The sequence below is a fragment of the Sphingobacterium sp. CZ-UAM genome (assembly GCF_002000245.1).
Taxonomy (GTDB): Bacteria; Bacteroidota; Bacteroidia; order Sphingobacteriales; family Sphingobacteriaceae; genus Sphingobacterium.
This window is the reverse complement of record NZ_MTCM01000005.1, coordinates 129,963-148,368: the sequence shown is the minus strand read 5'-3', so window position 1 is coordinate 148,368 and position 18,406 is coordinate 129,963. Positions and strand designations below refer to the sequence as shown.

Genomic DNA, 18,406 nt, shown 5'->3' with positions numbered 1-18,406 from the left:
GACAAAAAATAATGGAGTAACCGTATTTAGAGTCTTATTTTTGGAATTCACAATACACAGTTTATCATTATGTTAAGAATATTTAGACAGATCGCATTGTGGGAGGCTATTTCCACGATTTGCTTGTTTTTTATTGCTATGCCACTGAAATATTTTGCTGGGATACCAGAGGCAGTTAAGATCGCAGGATCCATCCATGGCTTTTTTGTCGTTATATTCGTTGTGATGCTTATTATGTCTACTGTTGAATATAAATGGCCTATTTTAAAAGCAGTAAAGTACTTTTTAGCTTCTTTGGTGCCGATTTTGGGTTTTTGGGTCGAATTGGATTTAAAGAAAGAAATCGAAGGCAAAAGACAGAAATATTAGCAATACTATGCTAATCTCCTCCCGGTCCTAGTATATAAGCCATGAGTTTCCGAGACCTAGCACATACTATGGCACTTTAAATTTTTATGATTGTGCAATTTTACATGTAAAAATTTATTAAAGAGTCTGCGTTCTTATTATGAAGCATCAATAAACTAATAGAACAGGAGAGATGTTTAATCATCTCGTCCTGTTTTCTCGATACCCATATAGGCATAAGTGATGCTATTTTTTCCATGGGGAACAGGGTTTCCATCTTCATCGAGGTTTACGAACACTAGTTTATCAATGGATAGGATTGTTTTCTTTGAGATTTTGTTTCTGACCTCACAACGCATCGTCAATGATGTCGTTCCAAAGTTGGTGGCCTCGATACCTAACTCTAAAATATCTCCCTGTTTTGCAGAATTCACAAAATTGATTTCAGAAATAAACTTTGTCACTACTTTTGGATTTCCCAATTGCACAATGGCGTAAATGACAGCTTCTTCATCGATCCAACGTAATAGTGTTCCACCGAATAATGTTCCGTTGGGGTTGAGATCTTCGGGTTTGACCCATTTTCTTGTATAAAAATTCATCTGATATAGGTATTTATAAGAAAGGGGAAAAGTTTCCTTTTCCCCTTAAATTTATGCTATTTAACGCTTAAGCGTGTATTGCTCTATTTGCTGTTGCAGCTAATGCAGCCTCTTTGAGGGCTTCTGTATAGGTTGGGTGAGCATGGCAAATACGTGCAATGTCTTCTGCAGACGCGCGGTATTCCATGGCTACTGTAGCCTCACCGATCATGTCCGCTGCACGTGGCCCGATCATATGTACGCCTAATACCTCGTCTGTGGTAGCATCGGCTAATACCTTGACAAAACCATCTGTATCGCCAGAAGCTTTTGCACGACCAGAAGCTTTGAAAGAGAAAGATCCAGCTTTATATTTCACGCCGGCTTCCTTCAATTGTTCTTCTGTTTTTCCAACTGATGCCACTTCAGGCCATGTGTACACAACGCCCGGGATTAGATTGTAGTCTATATGTGGTTTTTGTCCAGCAATATATTCGGCAACATATACACCTTCATCTTCTGCTTTGTGCGCCAGCATTGCTCCAGTGATCACATCACCGATCGCAAATACACCTTGTACAGCGGTTTCTAAGTGAGCATTTACCGGGATTTTCTTGCCTCTTTCTTCGACAGTGATGCCAATATTTTCTAAGCCTAAGCCTTCAGAGTATGCTGTACGTCCAACAGCTACGATACAATAATCACCTTCTAGGGTTACCTCTTGTCCTTTTGGATCCTCTGCGGTTACTTTTACAACTTTACCTTTTGCCGAAGCTCCAGTTACTTTGTGACCTAAATAGAACTCCATGCCCAAAGATTTTTTCAAAACCCGTTGTAGTTCTTTTCCTAAGCCACCGTCCATTGTACCGATGATCGATTTTGCAAATTCAACAACTGAAACTTTTGAACCTAAACGAGCATATACTGAACCTAATTCCAAGCCAATGACACCACCACCGATAACGATAAGATGTTTTGGAACCTCCTTTAGATTAAGGGCTTCCGTAGAAGTGATGATTCTTTTTTTGTCAACAGGCAAGAATGGTAAAGAAGTTGGTTTTGAACCCGTAGCAATAATGACATTTTTGGCAGTAATCTGCTCTGTAGAACCATCTGCTTTTGTTATATTAATGGTGTTTTTGTCCACAAATGAACCTACCCCTTGGAAACTGTCAATTTTGTTTTTCTTAAATAAGAAAGTGATACCAGCAGTATTTTGAGCAATAACATCGTCCTTACGGGCAATCATCTTTGCCATATCTACTTTTAGGTCCTTTAAACTGATGCCAAATGCATCAAAATTATGGGCAGCATTGTGGTAATGCTCCGATGAATCTAAAAGCGCTTTTGAAGGAATACATCCAACGTTAAGACAAGTACCACCAAATGTGCTATATTTTTCAATAACAGCTGTTTTTAATCCTAATTGGGCACAACGGATAGCTCCTACATATCCGCCTGGACCACTTCCGATTACAATTACGTCGTATTGCATTGATTACGTTTTAATTTTTAGTAGTACAAATTTAATGATTATTAATGGGATAGGAAATCAAAACTTGCGATTTGTAACCGAATAGACTTACTTTACATTTTTTTGATAAAAGGGAGACTGCTTACCCTGGGTAAAATAATCTAATTTCAATCATTTGCGGGAGCAAAATATAGATCAGGATATAAAGTTCAAAAGCGAATAGCTATTGTTTGATTCAATATCGAATGGATGAGGTCTTAAAGCACATGGACACCCATCCTCATTGGATATTAAATGGGCTCTGCGTTTTCTTTTTTGTTCTATGGTAAAATAGAACAAAAAAGGATACCCATAACTGAATATCCTTTTTGCTTAATGTTATTATTCTGCAACAATTTTTCCTTGCATTACACCGTAATGGCCAGGGAAACTACAGATGAAAGGATAAACTCCTTTTTCAAGCGTAAATGTAATTTTATCTGTTTCACCAGGACCTAACAATTTCGTATGGGACACGATGGAAGATAATGCTGACTTTGGAATATACTCATCGGCTACCGCTGCCGCTGCTTCTGCTCCGAAAGTTGGAAGATCAACACCCGGTTTAAGGATAACAACGTTATGCCCCATAGACTCTTTTGGCATGGTACCCGCATTTTTGAACGATAATTCAACAGGCTCACCAGCTTTGACACGGAATAGATCCTTGTCAAATTTCATCTGATCATTACCTTCCAAAGATAAGCTGTTGGAAATAGCTACGTTTTCAATGCCAGGGACTGTTTCTGTCGCTTGGTTTTCTGTTGAAGTTGTCGTTTCTGTGCTAGCTGATTTGCCCGACTTCTCACTGTTTCCGCCACAAGATGCAATTGATAAAGCAACTGCAACTGCTGGTATCATAAAAAGTTTTTTCATTATTATGTTTTGTTAATTCTTTAAAATTAATGATTTCATTGATAAATCGAAACAATCATTTCAATTTTGACAATAAAGCATCAATTGTTTTATATAATTTGATAGGATCAAATGGTTTTCCAACAACTTCATTTGCGCCAGCATCCATCGCTTCCTGTTGTTCCGCTTTTAATACCGAGGCAGAGATGGAAATGATAGGCATATTGGAGATTCTTGGGTTAGTATGACGACGTATTTCTTTAATTGCTTCAAAACCACTCATTAGGGGCATATGTGCATCCATAAATACCAGATCTATCTTTTTTTTATTGATTTCTTCCAATGCAAGCTGTCCATTTGTTGCCAGCGCAATCTCACAATTCCAACTCTTGAGGATATTGGCCAACATAAAACTATTTAACTCATTGTCTTCGGCAATAAGGATCATTGGCGAATTGAACTTCGGTAACTCGGTATAAAGCACTGGTGTTTCTTTTTCTTGAGGTTTATCTTGTATTTTATCAAAGTTGCATTCAAAAGAAAATATGCTTCCTTTACCATATTCACTTGATGCGAATACTTTTCCATTAAGAAGGGCAGCGATGCGTTTTACAATTGCCAACCCCAGGCCCGTGCCACCAAATTTTTTGGTGATGCTGTCTTCTCCCTGCTCAAAAGCAATGAATATTTTTTCCAATGAATCTTCGGCTATACCTATACCTGTATCGATGACTTGAAACTGCAGACAAATCTGATGATCGGTTTCTGTTAGAAGCCGGATTTTTAATATTACCGATCCCAGCGCCGTAAATTTAAAACTATTGGAGATAAAATTGGTCAGAATTTGTTTTAAACGAAGCGGATCAGTCAAAAAATAACTGTTTATTCGATCGTCCACATCTATATTGAAATCTAAACCCTTATAGTTTGCTTTATCGATGAATAGATTATTCAGGTCATCCGTAATATCATGTACTGAAGTTGATTCCATATTAAGCTTCATCATGCCGGAGTCCACCTTGGATAAGTCTAATATATCATTGATGATGGTTAATAGGTTTTGAGACGCCGAATCCAGTTTATTGATCCAATTTTCCTGTTCAACGGTAAGCTGTGAATTTTTTAGCATTTGGGTAATTCCCATGATGCCATTGATCGGGGTACGGATTTCATGACTCATGTTGGCCAGGAAAGTCTCCTTGGATTTGCGCGCTAATTCAGCTTCCTCTTTTGCTTTAAGAATTGCTTGTTTGGATTCTTCCAAAGCAATGTTTTTCTCTTTAATTTCCTGTTGTATCAACAGTTGCTGGACAAAAGATTTGACTTTCGCTATGGTAGCTTCCGGATTAAGAGGTTTATACAGGTAATCCACTGCCCCACTGTTAAGTCCTTGAATAAGGTATTTATCCTCTTTCGAGATCGCCGTTACCATGATTGGAATAATGTGATTCGTTTTTGGATTTTTCTTCAAAAAAGTAACAAATTCAAATCCATTGATTTCGGGCATCTGTACATCGACCAGAGCAAGATCGATATCTTCTTTCCAGCAGATTTTTAAGGCTTCGTTCGGATCCGTGCTACTAATTATATTTACAAATTCGATATCCTCCAGCAATGCTGTGAGGCTGATAACATTTTCAATTTTATCATCGACGATCAATATATTAATCTTCTTCATTATATCAAATCTAAATACAACCTTAGGTCAATTGCATGATGTAATCTTTTATTTCGCTTATTGTTAAAATCCTATCTTGCGCATTTAATTCTATTGCTGCCTGAGGCATAATCGGCACTTCAGCATCAAGAGGATCCTGCACATAGGTTTTTCCGCCGTATTTTTTTATCATTAACAATCCTTGCGCTCCATCTTGGTTGGCTCCAGAAAACAAGATGGCAGTACAGTTTTGTTTGTAGACTTCGGCTGCAGATTCGAAGGTTACATCAATAGAAGGTCTCGAATATTGAACCGGTTCGGAGATATCTAAGGAAAAGCTATAATCGGGCTCAATGAGTAAATGATAACCTGCGGGAGCAAAATAAATCGTTCCATCCATAATAGTTTCCTTATCATCTGCAGTTTTTATCTTCTGCAATAATGCTTTCGATAATGTATCTTCAATACTCGATGCATATTTAGGATTTCTGTGCACGATCACGATGACCGGTATTTGGATCGGGCGTTCTAATGCCTTTAGGATATTTAGAATAACACTAAACCCGCCTGCAGATCCCGCTAATAAAAGAATTTTCCGTTCCATTTCGATCTAGCCTATTTTTTGATAAATATTGTGCTTTTTGTTTATAACCTTAAATTTTGCAGCATTCTTGTAGTTAATCAGAGACTCCTTTGCACCCAAACATAAAAAACCGAGATGACAGAGTGAATGGTAAAACAGGTCGAGGACTTTTTCCTGAAGATTTGTATCAAAATAAATCAATACATTACGGCATGTGATCAATTGAAACTCATTGAATACGCGATCGGAAACCAAGCTATGATGGGAAAAGAGAACATTCTTCTTAAGGCTATTATTTATGGTGGCAGCATTGTACATTGCTGTATAATATTCGGATAAAGAACTTTTGGGCTCTGTTTTTATGAAATTCTCAGAATACTCTTTCACTTTTGCCAAGGAATAAATGCCCCTTTTGGCTTTTTCCAATACTTTTGTGTTGATATCTGTTCCGTAGATAAACGAGCGGTGATAAAGGCCAGCTTCTTTTAACAATATGGCCAGGGAGTACACTTCTTCCCCTGTAGAACAACCCGCACTCCAAAATTTAATATGAGGATAGGTAGCCAGGTAAGGAAAGACCTCATTTTTTAGCGCTTTGTAAAACTCCGGATCTCTAAACATTTCAGTCACATTCACTGTAATTTCCTGTAGGAGATAGGTACTGAAACCTGGCTGATTAATTAATTTGGATTTTAATTCGACCAGATCTAGCTTATTGAGTTCCATAACTCGGGTGACACGCCGCTTTAAGGATGACCTCGTATATCCGGACACATCATAACCGTGGAGATTTTTGACAAGGTCAATAACTTCCTCCAACTCTTCAAAAGTGATCATTGCTGCTATTTTATTGCCTAACTCAACCATACACGCATTAAGGATATTAATTTATCCACATCTACCGGTTTGCTAATATAATCGTTTGCTCCCACAGCGATTGTCTTTTCGCGGTCACCTTTCATCGCTTTCGCTGTAACAGCAATGATGGGGAGGTTCGAAAACCTTTTGTTTGCCCTTATTTTTTCGATCGCTTCATATCCGTCCATAACAGGCATCATAATATCCATTAAAACCAGATCAATATGCTCATTACGCGCCAATATATCCAGGGCTTCCTGACCATTATTAGCAATCTCAATTTTCATGTCATAGCTTTCGAACGCCGTACTTAAAGCAAATATATTCCGCATATCATCATCTGCCAGCAATACCGTCTTGGCTGCCAGATTGTTCTCCGTAAGTACAGATGAACTATTGTTGAATGACTGATATTCCGTTTTGCTGGTTCGGATTTTATTTAAGAATAAATTGACCTCATCAATTAGCCTGTTGTTGGATTTAGCTGATTTTAATACCATCGCCTGACTGTGGTGTAAAATTTCGGATGTTTGTTCAGGACTTAACTCCATAGCGGTATTAATAATAATCGGCAGATCTTTAAATTCACTGTTGGCCTTGATCTCATTGAGCAGTTCGATGCCTGATTTATCCGGTAGGTTTAGATCCATAATAATACAGTCGAAGATTTTTTCCTGCTGCAATAGATCGAGTGCCTGCTGTGCATTGAATGCCTGAAATATTTGAATATTTTGTTCTTCAAGAGATTGCTTGATAAAATCACTTTGAATTTCCTGATCTTCCACCAGTAAGATTTTCTGAATAGGGTAACTTGTTGAGGCTTTAATTTTCAGAAAAGTCTCTGCCAGAGATTCTTCAGAGACAGGCTTGGACATAAATCCAATAGCCCCTGCAGATATAGGTTCGTCATGGAGAAATGTTCCTGCAGACATCATATGCACAGGTATATCTTTGGTTAGGCTCGCTTTTTTGAGGTTACGCAGTACTTCCCAACCATCCATTTTGGGTAACATTATATCTAATATGATTGCTGCCGGTTTTAGGTTTCGTGCTTTGTTGAGCCCGTCCTGTCCATCGTAACTGATGTAAACATCGTAGCCATTTTGGATTGCATAATCTTTTAGGATGTCTGCAAAGATGAAATCATCTTCGATAATTAAGAGTTTATTGTTGCCACTGCCATTGTCAACCGCCTGATCCTTTCCAATTTTTAGATCTTCTACTGGAAAATATGAATTTGGTGTATTTTTTTCAGTGATAGGTAGTGCTGTGATTTTATCTTCCTGAGATTCTGCTTCCAATGGCAGACTGAAAATAAATGTACTTCCTTCGCTGACTTTACTGTTTAGTGTGATTTTTCCCTTTAATAGGTTAGCGATCTCACGGCATATAGATAGGCCGAGTCCTGTGCCCCCATATTTGCGGCTTGTTGAACCGTCTTCCTGTTTAAATGCATCAAAGATAAGTTCTTGTTTCTCTGGAGCAATTCCTATTCCATTATCCTGGACTCTAAAATGAATCTGCTCTCCCTCGACATTGATCTTGAGCGATACGGTACCATGTTCGTTTGTAAATTTAAAAGCATTCGACAACAAATTTTTTAGCACCTGCTGTATACGATGCTCGTCACCGATAAATTCTTGCGGCGTATCCCCATCAATTTCAACATTGAATTGGATAGCCTTTGATTCAGCGGTATCATGGAAAAAATCTTTGATATACTTAGCTAGATAATTCGTGTTGATACGCTCTTTTTGAACTTCGACTTTTCCAGATTCTATTTTCGCCAAATCTAACAACTCGTTGATCAAGTGCAGGAGGTCCGAACCTGCGCTATGGATGACCGAAGCATATTTAATCTGGTCGTCATTCAGATTTTTCTTTTTGTTGTCCTGCAACAATTTAGCAAGTATGAGAATGCTGTTCAGTGGCGTTCTTAGTTCGTGGCTCATATTGGCCATGAACTCAGATTTGTACTTGCTTGATAATTCAACTTCTTCTATTTTCTGAGCGATGGCTTTTCTTGCTTTCTCCAGATCTTCATTTTGAGCGAAGAGCAGTTTTGCCTTTTCATCCAATTCATTGTTTGTCTGAATAAGTTCTTCCTGTTGTACGCGTAACTCTTCTTCTGAAGCTTCCAGCAAATGGGTTTTATGGATTAATTCTTCGTTAGTCGTCCTTAATTCTTCCTGTTGTGCCTCTAGTTCCTCGGTTTGCTGTTGAAGTTCTTCATAAAGATCGGCGAGCTTACCATGCGTTTGCGCGACTTTAAGAATGACAGCGATATTGCCTTTTACTTTATTTAGGAAATTGACCCGCAACTGTTCCTCCCTTTCATTTACAAGTGGGCAGCAGATTTCCATCAATGCAACACAATGATTTTCATATGTAAATGGGATAATGTAGATGTCAGTTTCGATCCTATTGGATAATGAAGTTTCTAAGACCAGATGAGCGTGATCAATATCTTTGATTTTTATGACTGCATTCTTGTTTGCGACATCACCTAGGATACCCTCGTTTTCCTTAAAGCTCTTTTTTAACTGTTGCCTAGCAGGAATGCCTATTTTATGACATAATTGATATTCCAGATAAGTATCATCAAATATATACATCGTACCACCCAATGCTTTTGTCATTTCGGTAATGGCATTTAGGCTGATTTCTGCTATTTTTTTATCACTGTAATCGCCTCGCAGCTGTTCGTCAATATGATTTATGGCATTTAAAATCCAGTTATCATTATTGGTCTGATCTTGTAAGCGTTGCAGTTGACTATTTGATTCTTGTTGACTTTTAACCGTTGCGCTTAATACTTTCGAAATTGAAAAAATTTTGGCTAGGATATAAAAAAAGCCGCTTAAACCGATCGCAATAAATAAGTAAGTAATATTTTGCGCTAGCTGTAAATCGTTTCCGGACTTCTCCAGTCGATCCGCTCTTTGATCAAGAAGGTCTCTGGACAATAAATCAATTTGGTTTAAAATAGCTGTTTTCTGCTCGTGGATGTAGGGAGCTAAAGTGGCATTGTTCGTTTTGGCGTATGCGATATCTTTTTCAAAATCATAGAATAGTGCAATTTCCTTGCGGAGCGTCTCGATTGCATGTGGCGAAACTACGTAGAATTCATCAGACTTATTAATGGCTCTCAATAATCCATCCGTCTGTTTTCGTTCGAGGTGGTAGGGAATAAATAATGCAGGATCTTGTTTTGTGAAAAAGTGAAGTTTAACATCGTTGACTTCATCAATATTGGCTCTAACCTCATTGATTATATTAAACCTATTTTCGGCTATTCGAACAATATTACGCTCGTTATCCAAGATATGATGCAAAGAGATAAAAAAGTATAGGGCGGAAATAAAAATAAGCAAAAAAGAAATTATCACTCCTATGGTAATTTGCAGTCTATAGTTCTTTTGATCCATGCGAGAATGAGTTTAATGAATTTTGGTCGCCCAACTATTGTTCATTTTTCTATAGGTAGTTTTCCTGACATTACCTGGGAAAAAAGATATATGTAAAATAACAAAAAAACTTGCTATTCTTAAAATAGCCCCCAACTATCGATAATTAAAATTATGTGGCGAAACGAAGCAAATATCTTAATAAAAAAACAAAACCCTGATGATGGGCACCAGGGTTTGTTACTAACCAATTATAAACCTAAATTATGAAAAGACTTTTTAAGGGCGACCAAACTAAATTAGTTGCCGTATTTTTTGCTGTGAAAAACTAAGTTGATTGTTTTTTTAATCTTCTGCAACTACTAACAGATTTATCTGTTTCAATAGTGCTGTTAGTGTTTTCATAGCGAGATAACCTTTAATTATCTTCTACAAAGATACGGTAAATATCAGGTTCCATCCAAATGTTTTTTATAATAAGTTGCTAATACAACTATGTTGTGACAAATAAATGATACTTTGTCTTATTTGAATAAATTGCTGACTGAAATTTCACTGATAAGCATATAAAAGTGTAATCGTATATTTAATGGAAATGCCTTATTTTTACAAAAATATATTTTAATGGTACTGACTGAATTTAGAACGATAAAAGGATTTGTACTGGATGTGGATGGGGTGTTGACGGATGGAACGGTACAAGTGAACGAAGCGGGAGAACAACTGCGGACGTTTAATATCAAAGACGGATATGCAATGCAATTGGCGATCAAAAAAGGTTACCCCATCTTTGTCATTACCGGTGGAGCTTCGAGAGGAGTTGAACGACGTCTACAGGGCTTGGGGCTTAAAGAGATTCACTCCGGTGTGGTGGACAAACTTTCAAAATTGAAACAAGTAGCAGAGAATTATAGTTTAATGCTCAGTGAGTTGATGTATATTGGGGATGATATCCCTGATTTTAGCTGCATGCGATCTGTGGGGCTGGCTGTTTCCCCAGCTGATGCTACGGAAGAAATTAAGAAGATATCACATTACGTTTCTGGGGTTAAAGGCGGAAAAGGGGTTGTAAGGGAACTGATCGAAAAAGTACTTAAAGTGCAAGGGAATTGGTATGAGGATGAAACGATAAAAAGCATTTAATGATGTTAGAAAATTTGAAAAATAAAACGATTATCCTTGGTTCCCAGTCGCCCAGGCGGAAACAATTATTATCAGGATTAGGCATTGAGTTTGAAGTGGAGGTACGGGAAACAGATGAATATGTTGATCCTAGTCTCTCTGCTCCTGAAGCTGTCCGTCAGATTGCATTGCAGAAAGTGAAAGCTTTTACAGACAAATCAGATTGTCTGGTTATTTGTGCAGATACCGTGGTAGTATCGGCAGCAGGAGAAATTTTGGGAAAACCCAGGACCGAGGCCGAAGCTAAGCAGACCTTAAGGAACTTATCCGGACAGAAACATTTGGTCATCACTGCAGTTGCTTTACAGTGGCGAGCCGTGGTACATTCCTTTGTTGAAACGACATCAGTCTATTTTCATCACTTAGATCAGGATGAGATAGATTATTATGTCACGCATTTTTCACCACTTGATAAAGCTGGATCTTATGGTATCCAGGAATGGATCGGTTTAATCGGTATTGAGAAGATTGAAGGTGAGTATAATAATGTTGTGGGATTACCAACAGCGCGGCTCTATCAGGAGTTGAAGAAGTTAACATAAAAAAAGCGGCTAAGCCGCTTTTTTTATGTTAAATCAGTACTATTTTATGAAATAACGTACGCCGGTATAAAACATCCGACCTGTTAAAGGTCCCCATAACATCGAGGTATCGAAGTAATTTCCAAAAGGCTGATCTGCCGCAAGGATAGGGGTTTTCTGGAAATAGTTTGAAAGATTTTCGCCACCTAAATAAACAGTGAAGTTTTTATCCTTTCCAAATGTTTTGCTGATCTGCGCGTTCATCGTAGCATAGGTTTTAGATTCGCTTGGCATCTGATACTCAACAGGGTTATCCATTGTCGACGGTATACGTTTTGACCCAACAACATTTAAAGTATAATCCAAGCTCCATCCCGAGTGATGATTATACGCTAAATTAACAAAACCACGGTGTTTAGCTAACAAAGGTTTGGTTTTTCTTCCACTCTGAAAGTCGGTCTGAACATCCAGTAAGCGGTAGGCCCATCTGGTTTCGAAATGTGGGGCAGGCATAAACCGGAATTCGGTCTGCAAGCTGTTTGAAAATGATTTTCCCGTTAAGTTGTAAAAACTGATTTCTCTTGGATTTTCATAATCGACCACAACCTGATTGGAAAAGCTGTTGTGAAAAAATTCGACAGAGGCGGAAGCTTCTCTTCCAAAGATGCGCATGTTTTGATCTACCGCTATTCCTGTGTTCCAGGATACTTCCGGCTGCAGACCGTAAGCTTTATTATATATATCCTGGGACTGAATGATCAGTTTTCTGCTACTGGCCAAAACGGCAGTGTTTTCCGCAAAGATATTTGCTGTACGTTGGCCCCTACCGGAGCTTGCTCGGAATGTGGTTCCGGCAATAGGGGCGTAGCGTAAGTTCAACCGTGGAGTGGTAAACCATCCATATAAAGAGTTGTAATCCTGACGTAGGCCTACCACCGCATCAAAATTTTCGGATGGACTGAAGGTATATTCTGCAAATGCACCTGAAACAACCTCTTTACGTTTGAAATTTTGATCTGTTAAATACCATTCATCGTAATTATCGTAATTGATGGATGCCCCAATACGATATTTATGGGCTACAGTTCCTATAATATCCTGGAACAATAGGTTTGCATAACCATTCTGTTGCTCAGAATTGTAGTTTTTTAGTCCAAAATAACTTTTTTGATTGTAGTTGGAACCTGCCAATTGTAGGCCGATGCTGCGGTGTTTGTTTTCCGGGAAAACATAACCGATTTTAGCAAAACCTTCAATACGTTCGATATCAAAACCAAGACCATAACGATTTGTTGTGCCCTTATCCGTTTTTTTGTCAAAATCTATTTGCCCGCCGGTACGATCATCGTTTAAATACTTGACACCAAACTGAACCATCAGACCTTTACCATTCTCATACAACCAACGGTTCACGCCCGAGAAAAGATTACCAACGGGCACATCCCTAAACCCATTGTGGCTAAAGTTCATGGATTTATTGTACATAAAGTTGTCATGCAATAACACTGAAGTCGACCAATGTGCACCTATTTTTTGTGAAAGGTTTAAATTCACATCAGTACGTCCCATGTTATTGGCATAAGCGTTAAAAAACAGCCTCTCGGAATTTTGTGGTTTTTTCAGTTCAACATTGATCTGACCGGCCATACTTTCGTAACCATTGGCTACAGAACCTACTCCTTTGGCAATTTGAATAGACTCAATCCAGGTACCAGCGATAGAATTCAATCCGAGTGGCGACGCAAGACCGCGTGGTCCCGGTAAGTTCTCCACCGTCAATTGGGTGTATATACCGCTTAGGCCCAGCATCTGAATTTGTTTACTACCAGTGACCGCATCGGCACTGATAACATCCACAGAGGCGTTGGTCTCAAAGCTTTCACTTAAATCGCAGCATGCGGCTTTAAATAGCTCTTTTCCTGTCAGAACTTCCAGCCTTGCAGGTGTCATACGATCAATATAATTGGACCGACGTGTTCCTTTGACTTCAACTTCCATCAAGACATTCCCTTTGGCTGTAATCATAACAACCTCATGTAGGTCCTTAATCGTAATTGTATCAGATTTCATACCGACGTAACTAACGACCAGTTTGTCAAAACCTTCTTTGTGTTCTAATTTAAATACGCCATTTTCATTACTTTGGGTGTTTCTGCTCGGCAGATTCGCCCAATGTAAATTTGCGCCAACGATAGGTTTTAGATCCCCTTTTTCATTCTCTTCGACAACAACACCTGTCACGGTATGTGGATGATCATGATGTCCAGCTTCGGTAGGTACTGCCTTTTTTTCGGGAACTTGTCCGTTTTCCAATCTGGGGTACATACAACATTCATGAAGCTTTGCATAGGATTCGTCACTTGCAACCAGATTGTCTACATCGTGTCCGACTTGGGCAATATTCTTTTTGATTGTTTCCAGTTCAATTTTTTGTGCATTGTATTTCAGATGTAGCAAATTATCGCTCGCATTCCAGACTGCGCTTTCAACACCTTGTAATTTTGCAGCGGTTTCTATCCTTTTTTTACACATCGCACAATTTCCCGCTACAGTAAGCGTTCGGGTGCTATCGCTTTGTGCTTGCACAATTGCGAAGGAGAATAACAATAAGAGGGTTGTTGTATATATTTTTTTAAAAAATTGATTCATAGTTTTTTGATAATGTACGGGCTAAAAAAAACGTGCATAGCATGTAAGGTCGAGGGTAATTTCTTCGACGTGTATTTTGATTAAAAATCAAAAAATTAGGAAATCAAATTCTGAAACTCTGGTTGAGAATAAATACAGCAGGACTGTATCTCCGTAGGAAGGTGTTCTGATTTGTAATTAATTTGGATGAACTATCCTCATCTGCAGGAAATTGGTAATAATCATATATCCAGTGAAGTGTAATAATCGCCGGAGAAAAATGATTGAAATTGAGTGTCTGAGATAATCTGTTGAAATCATCTACCTTTTGGGCAGCGATGGTTACGTCCTTGCAACTACCTTCCTGATGACAGTGGTTCTGCTGCTCTTTTTCTGACTTGGCACACAGCGGACAATGGACCGTTTGATCTTGGCTTAATGATACACTTTGTGCTTCTCCTTGACAGAAATGCAAATGTAGGGTTGCACCGCTTGCTGTAAGCAAATAAAAAAATAAGCCGATAAACAATGCGATTTTCCTCATCCTGACAAAAGTAGAGAAAATTTGTATTTTTTTTTTGTAATATTTTGGATAAATGTTATAACTTGTACATAAGAAATGAAAAACCAAAAATTACCGTTATGATGTGTCTATTATTTATTAACTCTATCAGTTTATATTTATTAGCTGTTTTTTTGATTGTTGGTGCAGTTTTACTGTACAAAGGATTTTACCACCTTATTCGTCGTATACAAGAATAATATCGAAAATTCACGCTATTGTCGTGGATAATTTATGAAAATAAAAAATTTCAGCCTTAATGATTTTTGATTTGAGAATCACAGATAATCGAGGCTATTCTTTTTATGAATAACCTCGACTTTATATTGTTGCTATCTGCTTAATAAAGGATCACTTTTTCCGATTTTCCCAGCTTCTATACGACCAGCATATTGCTCTTGGAATGCACTGTAATCTTTGCAGCTAATGCGGAAATCATACCAAAAACTCTGTTTGGAAAGATCGAACGAAATTGTTGTTGACTCACCACTTTTGAGTTGGACTTCTTTTTTGTCCTTCCCATAGCTGAGATCTTCGATTAGGAGGCGATGAGTTCTACTGTCTTGATTAATGCAGGTAAACAAAAGACGGCCCGTAAAGGAGTTTTCGTCTTTGCTTTTTTCATAAGTACAACGGATTTTAATATTTGGATGTTTGGCCTCGCCTTTAAACATACGGTAAAACCCATTTGGTCCGTGTATATCGAGCTGGAATAATCCGTTATCAAATGCATTGATAGACCAATTGTCTGATAGGCTGTCGCCTGCTGATACAGCGTAGTTACGGGAAGTTCCAATCTCTCCCTTATAGGGCATGCTATGATATACCGTAAAAGGAGCACCTGCAGTGCGTTTACCAAACATTTTATTAGATGCTTCAAATGTCAATTGATACTTTCCATCGGATAGATATTCCCCATGCGTATAAAGCTCATAGGGTAATGCACAGGAGTCGCGAAGCCCTTCTTCCTGTTTTGGAAAATAGGGCGAGCCGCTGGGATCTTTCTCGATCTGTTCGATCTCATCGGCAGTTAATGCTTTGAATCCCATCGGCAGACCTTTAAATTTTGCCTGATGGATTTCTTTGATAAACGGTTGACGTTGCAGTACCAATGGCTTTTTGATTATCTCTCCATGATAAGGTCTAAAAACAGAGGTGAGATCTCCACAAACAGTACGTCGCCAGCTGCTAACATTGGTTTCTTTGACTTCTTTATTGACTTTGTGGCTGATGAATTTCTCTAAAAACTGTATACTTGAGGTATGGTCAAAAACCTGTGAGTTTACCCAGCCCCCCCTTGTCCATGGGGAAGCAATGATCAGCGGGACACGATATCCGAGGCCTATATTACTTTCTCTGCCACTTTCTGGATAATACTGTTCATCACGGCGGACAAATTCCAATTTGGGGTCTATGTCGGTAGATACCTTACCGCTATCGGCTTCGTAGGGATTAGGGGCCGTAAATGGAGCGAAGTGATCAAAATAACCGTCATTCTCATCATAGGTAAGAATAAAGATTGTCTTTTTCCAGACTTCTGGATTTTGTGTGAGAATATCCATGATTTCACTCACATACCAAGCCCCAAACCAAGGCGAATCAGGATGGTCTGAGAAAAGCTGCGGCGGTGCAAGCCAGGAGACAGTAGGGAGTTTCCCCTCCTCAACATCTTTTCTAAATTGATATAAGACATCGCCTTTCGGGATTTGTAGCTCCCGTTGCTGGTCACCCTCCTGATATTGCATCGTCTCGAGCTCCATGTAATCAGGTTGCGCACTATTATTCACAAATGCACGACGATGGATATCTTTGGTTCGTTCATCAAGTTTTTCGAAGTTTTCTGCGCTGTATTGTTGCTGCTCTTCTAGCACATGTTGATGTTCCCTATGCAGCTTATCAAGCTTATCTTTGCTTGTCGTTGTGGCTATTTGCTGTTCCAGTTCTACTTTTTTCCGTGCAAGTAGTTCTCTATAACGAGCACTATATTTGACCTGGTATTGTGGGAAGTATTCCATGGGATTACATCCAAAATTCGCTAACCAACCATTCGCTTCGCCACTGTATCCGGCACTGCTTGAAGAAATCTCATTTTGGTATATTTTCCAGTCTACGCCAAGTTCCGAAAGACGTTCCGGGAAGGTTTTCCAGTTTGCTTTACCACTGAATTCTGAATCACCGTTCCATACCAATGCCTTTCCGTTTAAATTTTCGCGAATATTAGCTGTCCAAAAATAGAGTCTATTGGGGTTTGTACCTGTAATACTCGAACAGAAATGTTGATCACAGATTGTAAAAGAATCTGCCAGTGAATAATAGAATGGAATATCCTCCCGGGTGTAATGTCCCATCGTCAATGGAAGTTCTGCGAATTCTTTAAATCCCGAATGTTTGACGTCTAGCCATTTGTCCATCTTTCCATTGTTTCGGGCATCGGTTTGATCGGTCCAATTATGGGGCAGACAGCCCATCCAGGTAATCTTTGAATCCTTAATGTCCAATCTGAAAGGGGCATATGTTTCGCCTGTTTTTTGCGTCTGTAACCATACTTTGTGTCTGTTTGGCTGACGGATCGCCCTTGGATCATTGAAGCCCCTCACGCCTCGTAATGTGCCAAAAGCGTGATCAAAAGATCTATTTTCCTGCATCAGTAATACCACATGTTCGGCATCATAAAAGGTACTGCCCACCGCAGGATTAATGGCCATTGCTTTTGCAATAGCCGATGGAATAACCTGAGAAAGGGATGCGCCACCCGCAAGCATGGCCGCCTTTTTTAAAAAATCTCTTCGTGTGTCCATATGTTAGCTTATTCGGTTCGTCATACATCAAAAACGGATGCTTTTTCAAATATTGGTTTTTACGAGGTAATTATAAAATACAAAGCGTTCAGTGAAGGAATTGTTACCTTCGACTGAACGCTCTTTTAAATCATCGAAATCAAATAGATTTTAACCCTTTATCGATTGTATAAAATCAGGGATTTGATCCATATAGTCCTTTCCTCCAAGCCTTTTTACAAATGCACTGCCGATAATTGCTCCTGCGGTATATTGACTTGCTTTTTGGAAGGTTTCTTTGTTTGAAATCCCAAATCCCACGATCAAAGGGTTTTTCAGCTGAAGATCATGTATCCGCTTGAAATAAGCATTGGTATCTTCGCCCACATCCAGTGTTTTCCCTGTGGTGGCATTGGAGGACAATAAGTAGATAAAACTATTGGATAGGCTGTCTATTTTTCGGATACGCTCCGTTGAAGTCTGTGGCGTTACGATAAAGATGTTCGCGATACCGTTTTTTTCAAAAGTCTCTTTGTAGAGATCTTCGTATTCATACATTGGAAGATCAGGAATAATAACCCCGTCTACACCTACATTTTTGCACTCTTCACAGAATTTCTCTACGCCGAATTGGATCACTGGATTGACGTACCCCATGAGGAAGACCGGGATATGTACATGTTGGCGTAGTTCACGTAACTGTTCAAATAATTTTTTGACAGTCATTCCATTGGCCAGAGCAACTTCTGAACTGTGTTGGATAACAGGTCCGTCTGCAACAGGATCAGAATAGGGGAAACCTATTTCCAAAAAGTCTGCACCTGCTTCTTCCAGTTTCTTGGCGATTTGAATTGTACTATCCAGTGCTGGGTATCCTGCTGTAAAATATATCGACAGAAGGGGATTTCCTTCTTTTTTTTCAATCGTATTCATG

At 38.9% G+C, this 18,406-nt stretch carries 14 protein-coding genes; 3 read left to right on the top strand and 11 right to left on the bottom strand.

Features of this window, described 5'->3' with window-relative positions; genetic code table 11:
• The first annotated feature begins 69 nt into the window (after positions 1 to 69).
• Positions 70 to 369: a DUF3817 domain-containing protein gene (locus BWD42_RS18340; RefSeq protein ID WP_077437870.1), complete on the top strand. Its 300-nt coding sequence runs from the start codon at positions 70 to 72 to the stop codon at positions 367 to 369.
• Between the two features lie 176 nt (positions 370 to 545).
• On the opposite strand, the gene BWD42_RS18335 is transcribed toward BWD42_RS18340, so the two are convergent.
• The 7 genes from BWD42_RS18335 to BWD42_RS18305 all read right to left on the bottom strand — a co-directional run bounded on the left by BWD42_RS18335 (position 546) and on the right by BWD42_RS18305 (position 9,823).
• Positions 546 to 950, bottom strand: a complete 405-nt coding sequence (locus BWD42_RS18335; protein WP_077437869.1) for an acyl-CoA thioesterase — start codon at positions 948 to 950, stop codon at positions 546 to 548.
• Between the two features lie 67 nt (positions 951 to 1,017).
• Positions 1,018 to 2,424, bottom strand: a complete 1,407-nt coding sequence (gene lpdA, locus BWD42_RS18330; RefSeq protein ID WP_077437868.1) for a dihydrolipoyl dehydrogenase — start codon at positions 2,422 to 2,424, stop codon at positions 1,018 to 1,020.
• 360 nt (positions 2,425 to 2,784) lie between these two features.
• Positions 2,785 to 3,318, bottom strand: a complete 534-nt coding sequence (locus BWD42_RS18325; RefSeq protein ID WP_077437867.1) for a plastocyanin/azurin family copper-binding protein — start codon at positions 3,316 to 3,318, stop codon at positions 2,785 to 2,787.
• A 55-nt stretch (positions 3,319 to 3,373) separates the two neighbouring features.
• Positions 3,374 to 4,975 carry a response regulator gene (locus tag BWD42_RS18320; RefSeq protein ID WP_077437866.1) on the bottom strand — a complete coding sequence of 534 codons (1,602 nt, stop codon included), beginning with the start codon at positions 4,973 to 4,975 and terminating at the stop codon, positions 3,374 to 3,376.
• A gap of 22 nt (positions 4,976 to 4,997) precedes the next feature.
• Entirely contained in the window at positions 4,998 to 5,558 is a 561-nt protein-coding gene (locus BWD42_RS18315; RefSeq protein ID WP_077437865.1) for a chemotaxis protein CheB, read from the bottom strand.
• Between the two features lie 6 nt (positions 5,559 to 5,564).
• Positions 5,565 to 6,404: a CheR family methyltransferase gene (locus BWD42_RS18310; protein WP_254846273.1), complete on the bottom strand. Its 840-nt coding sequence runs from the start codon at positions 6,402 to 6,404 to the stop codon at positions 5,565 to 5,567.
• Positions 6,392 to 9,823, bottom strand: a complete 3,432-nt coding sequence (locus BWD42_RS18305) for a response regulator (protein WP_077437864.1) — start codon at positions 9,821 to 9,823, stop codon at positions 6,392 to 6,394. Before BWD42_RS18305 ends, BWD42_RS18310 begins: the two co-directional genes overlap by 13 nt.
• Positions 9,824 to 10,426: 603 nt before the next feature.
• Between BWD42_RS18305 and BWD42_RS18300 the strand changes: the two genes are divergently transcribed.
• Both BWD42_RS18300 and BWD42_RS18295 read left to right on the top strand, forming a co-directional pair.
• On the top strand, positions 10,427 to 10,945 hold the full coding sequence (locus tag BWD42_RS18300) for a KdsC family phosphatase (protein WP_077437863.1): 519 nt from the start codon (positions 10,427 to 10,429) through the stop codon (positions 10,943 to 10,945).
• Positions 10,945 to 11,526 (top strand): Maf family protein, encoded by a 582-nt coding sequence (locus BWD42_RS18295; RefSeq protein ID WP_254846272.1) that lies wholly within the window; start codon positions 10,945 to 10,947, stop codon positions 11,524 to 11,526. The genes BWD42_RS18300 and BWD42_RS18295 overlap by 1 nt, the downstream gene beginning before the upstream one ends.
• A gap of 39 nt (positions 11,527 to 11,565) precedes the next feature.
• On the opposite strand, the gene BWD42_RS18290 is transcribed toward BWD42_RS18295, so the two are convergent.
• The 4 genes from BWD42_RS18290 to trpA form a co-directional block, all read right to left on the bottom strand.
• A complete protein-coding gene (locus BWD42_RS18290) occupies positions 11,566 to 14,154 on the bottom strand; it encodes a TonB-dependent receptor domain-containing protein (protein WP_077437861.1) in 2,589 nt (862 codons plus the stop codon).
• A gap of 103 nt (positions 14,155 to 14,257) precedes the next feature.
• Complete coding sequence (locus BWD42_RS18285; RefSeq protein WP_077437860.1) at positions 14,258 to 14,677, bottom strand: HYC_CC_PP family protein; 420 nt, start codon at positions 14,675 to 14,677, stop codon at positions 14,258 to 14,260.
• Between the two features lie 350 nt (positions 14,678 to 15,027).
• On the bottom strand, positions 15,028 to 17,493 hold the full coding sequence (locus BWD42_RS18280; protein WP_077437859.1) for a phosphocholine-specific phospholipase C: 2,466 nt from the start codon (positions 17,491 to 17,493) through the stop codon (positions 15,028 to 15,030).
• Between the two features lie 150 nt (positions 17,494 to 17,643).
• Positions 17,644 to 18,405, bottom strand: a complete 762-nt coding sequence (trpA, locus tag BWD42_RS18275; RefSeq protein ID WP_077437858.1) for a tryptophan synthase subunit alpha — start codon at positions 18,403 to 18,405, stop codon at positions 17,644 to 17,646.
• Position 18,406: the final 1 nt, after the last annotated feature.

Coding starts and splice junctions, on each gene's coding strand:
- lpdA (WP_077437868.1), bottom strand. CDS start 2,424: ATGCAATACGACGTAATTGTAATCGGAAGTGGTCCAGGCGGATATGTA.
- trpA (WP_077437858.1), bottom strand. CDS start 18,405: ATGAATACGATTGAAAAAAAAGAAGGAAATCCCCTTCTGTCGATATAT.
- BWD42_RS18305 (WP_077437864.1), bottom strand. CDS start 9,823: ATGGATCAAAAGAACTATAGACTGCAAATTACCATAGGAGTGATAATT.
- BWD42_RS18315 (WP_077437865.1), bottom strand. CDS start 5,558: ATGGAACGGAAAATTCTTTTATTAGCGGGATCTGCAGGCGGGTTTAGT.
- BWD42_RS18335 (WP_077437869.1), bottom strand. CDS start 950: ATGAATTTTTATACAAGAAAATGGGTCAAACCCGAAGATCTCAACCCC.
- BWD42_RS18340 (WP_077437870.1), top strand. CDS start 70: ATGTTAAGAATATTTAGACAGATCGCATTGTGGGAGGCTATTTCCACG.
- BWD42_RS18285 (WP_077437860.1), bottom strand. CDS start 14,677: ATGAGGAAAATCGCATTGTTTATCGGCTTATTTTTTTATTTGCTTACA.
- BWD42_RS18320 (WP_077437866.1), bottom strand. CDS start 4,975: ATGAAGAAGATTAATATATTGATCGTCGATGATAAAATTGAAAATGTT.
- BWD42_RS18290 (WP_077437861.1), bottom strand. CDS start 14,154: ATGAATCAATTTTTTAAAAAAATATATACAACAACCCTCTTATTGTTA.
- BWD42_RS18280 (WP_077437859.1), bottom strand. CDS start 17,493: ATGGACACACGAAGAGATTTTTTAAAAAAGGCGGCCATGCTTGCGGGT.
- BWD42_RS18295 (WP_254846272.1), top strand. CDS start 10,945: ATGATGTTAGAAAATTTGAAAAATAAAACGATTATCCTTGGTTCCCAG.
- BWD42_RS18300 (WP_077437863.1), top strand. CDS start 10,427: ATGGTACTGACTGAATTTAGAACGATAAAAGGATTTGTACTGGATGTG.
- BWD42_RS18310 (WP_254846273.1), bottom strand. CDS start 6,404: ATGGTTGAGTTAGGCAATAAAATAGCAGCAATGATCACTTTTGAAGAG.
- BWD42_RS18325 (WP_077437867.1), bottom strand. CDS start 3,318: ATGAAAAAACTTTTTATGATACCAGCAGTTGCAGTTGCTTTATCAATT.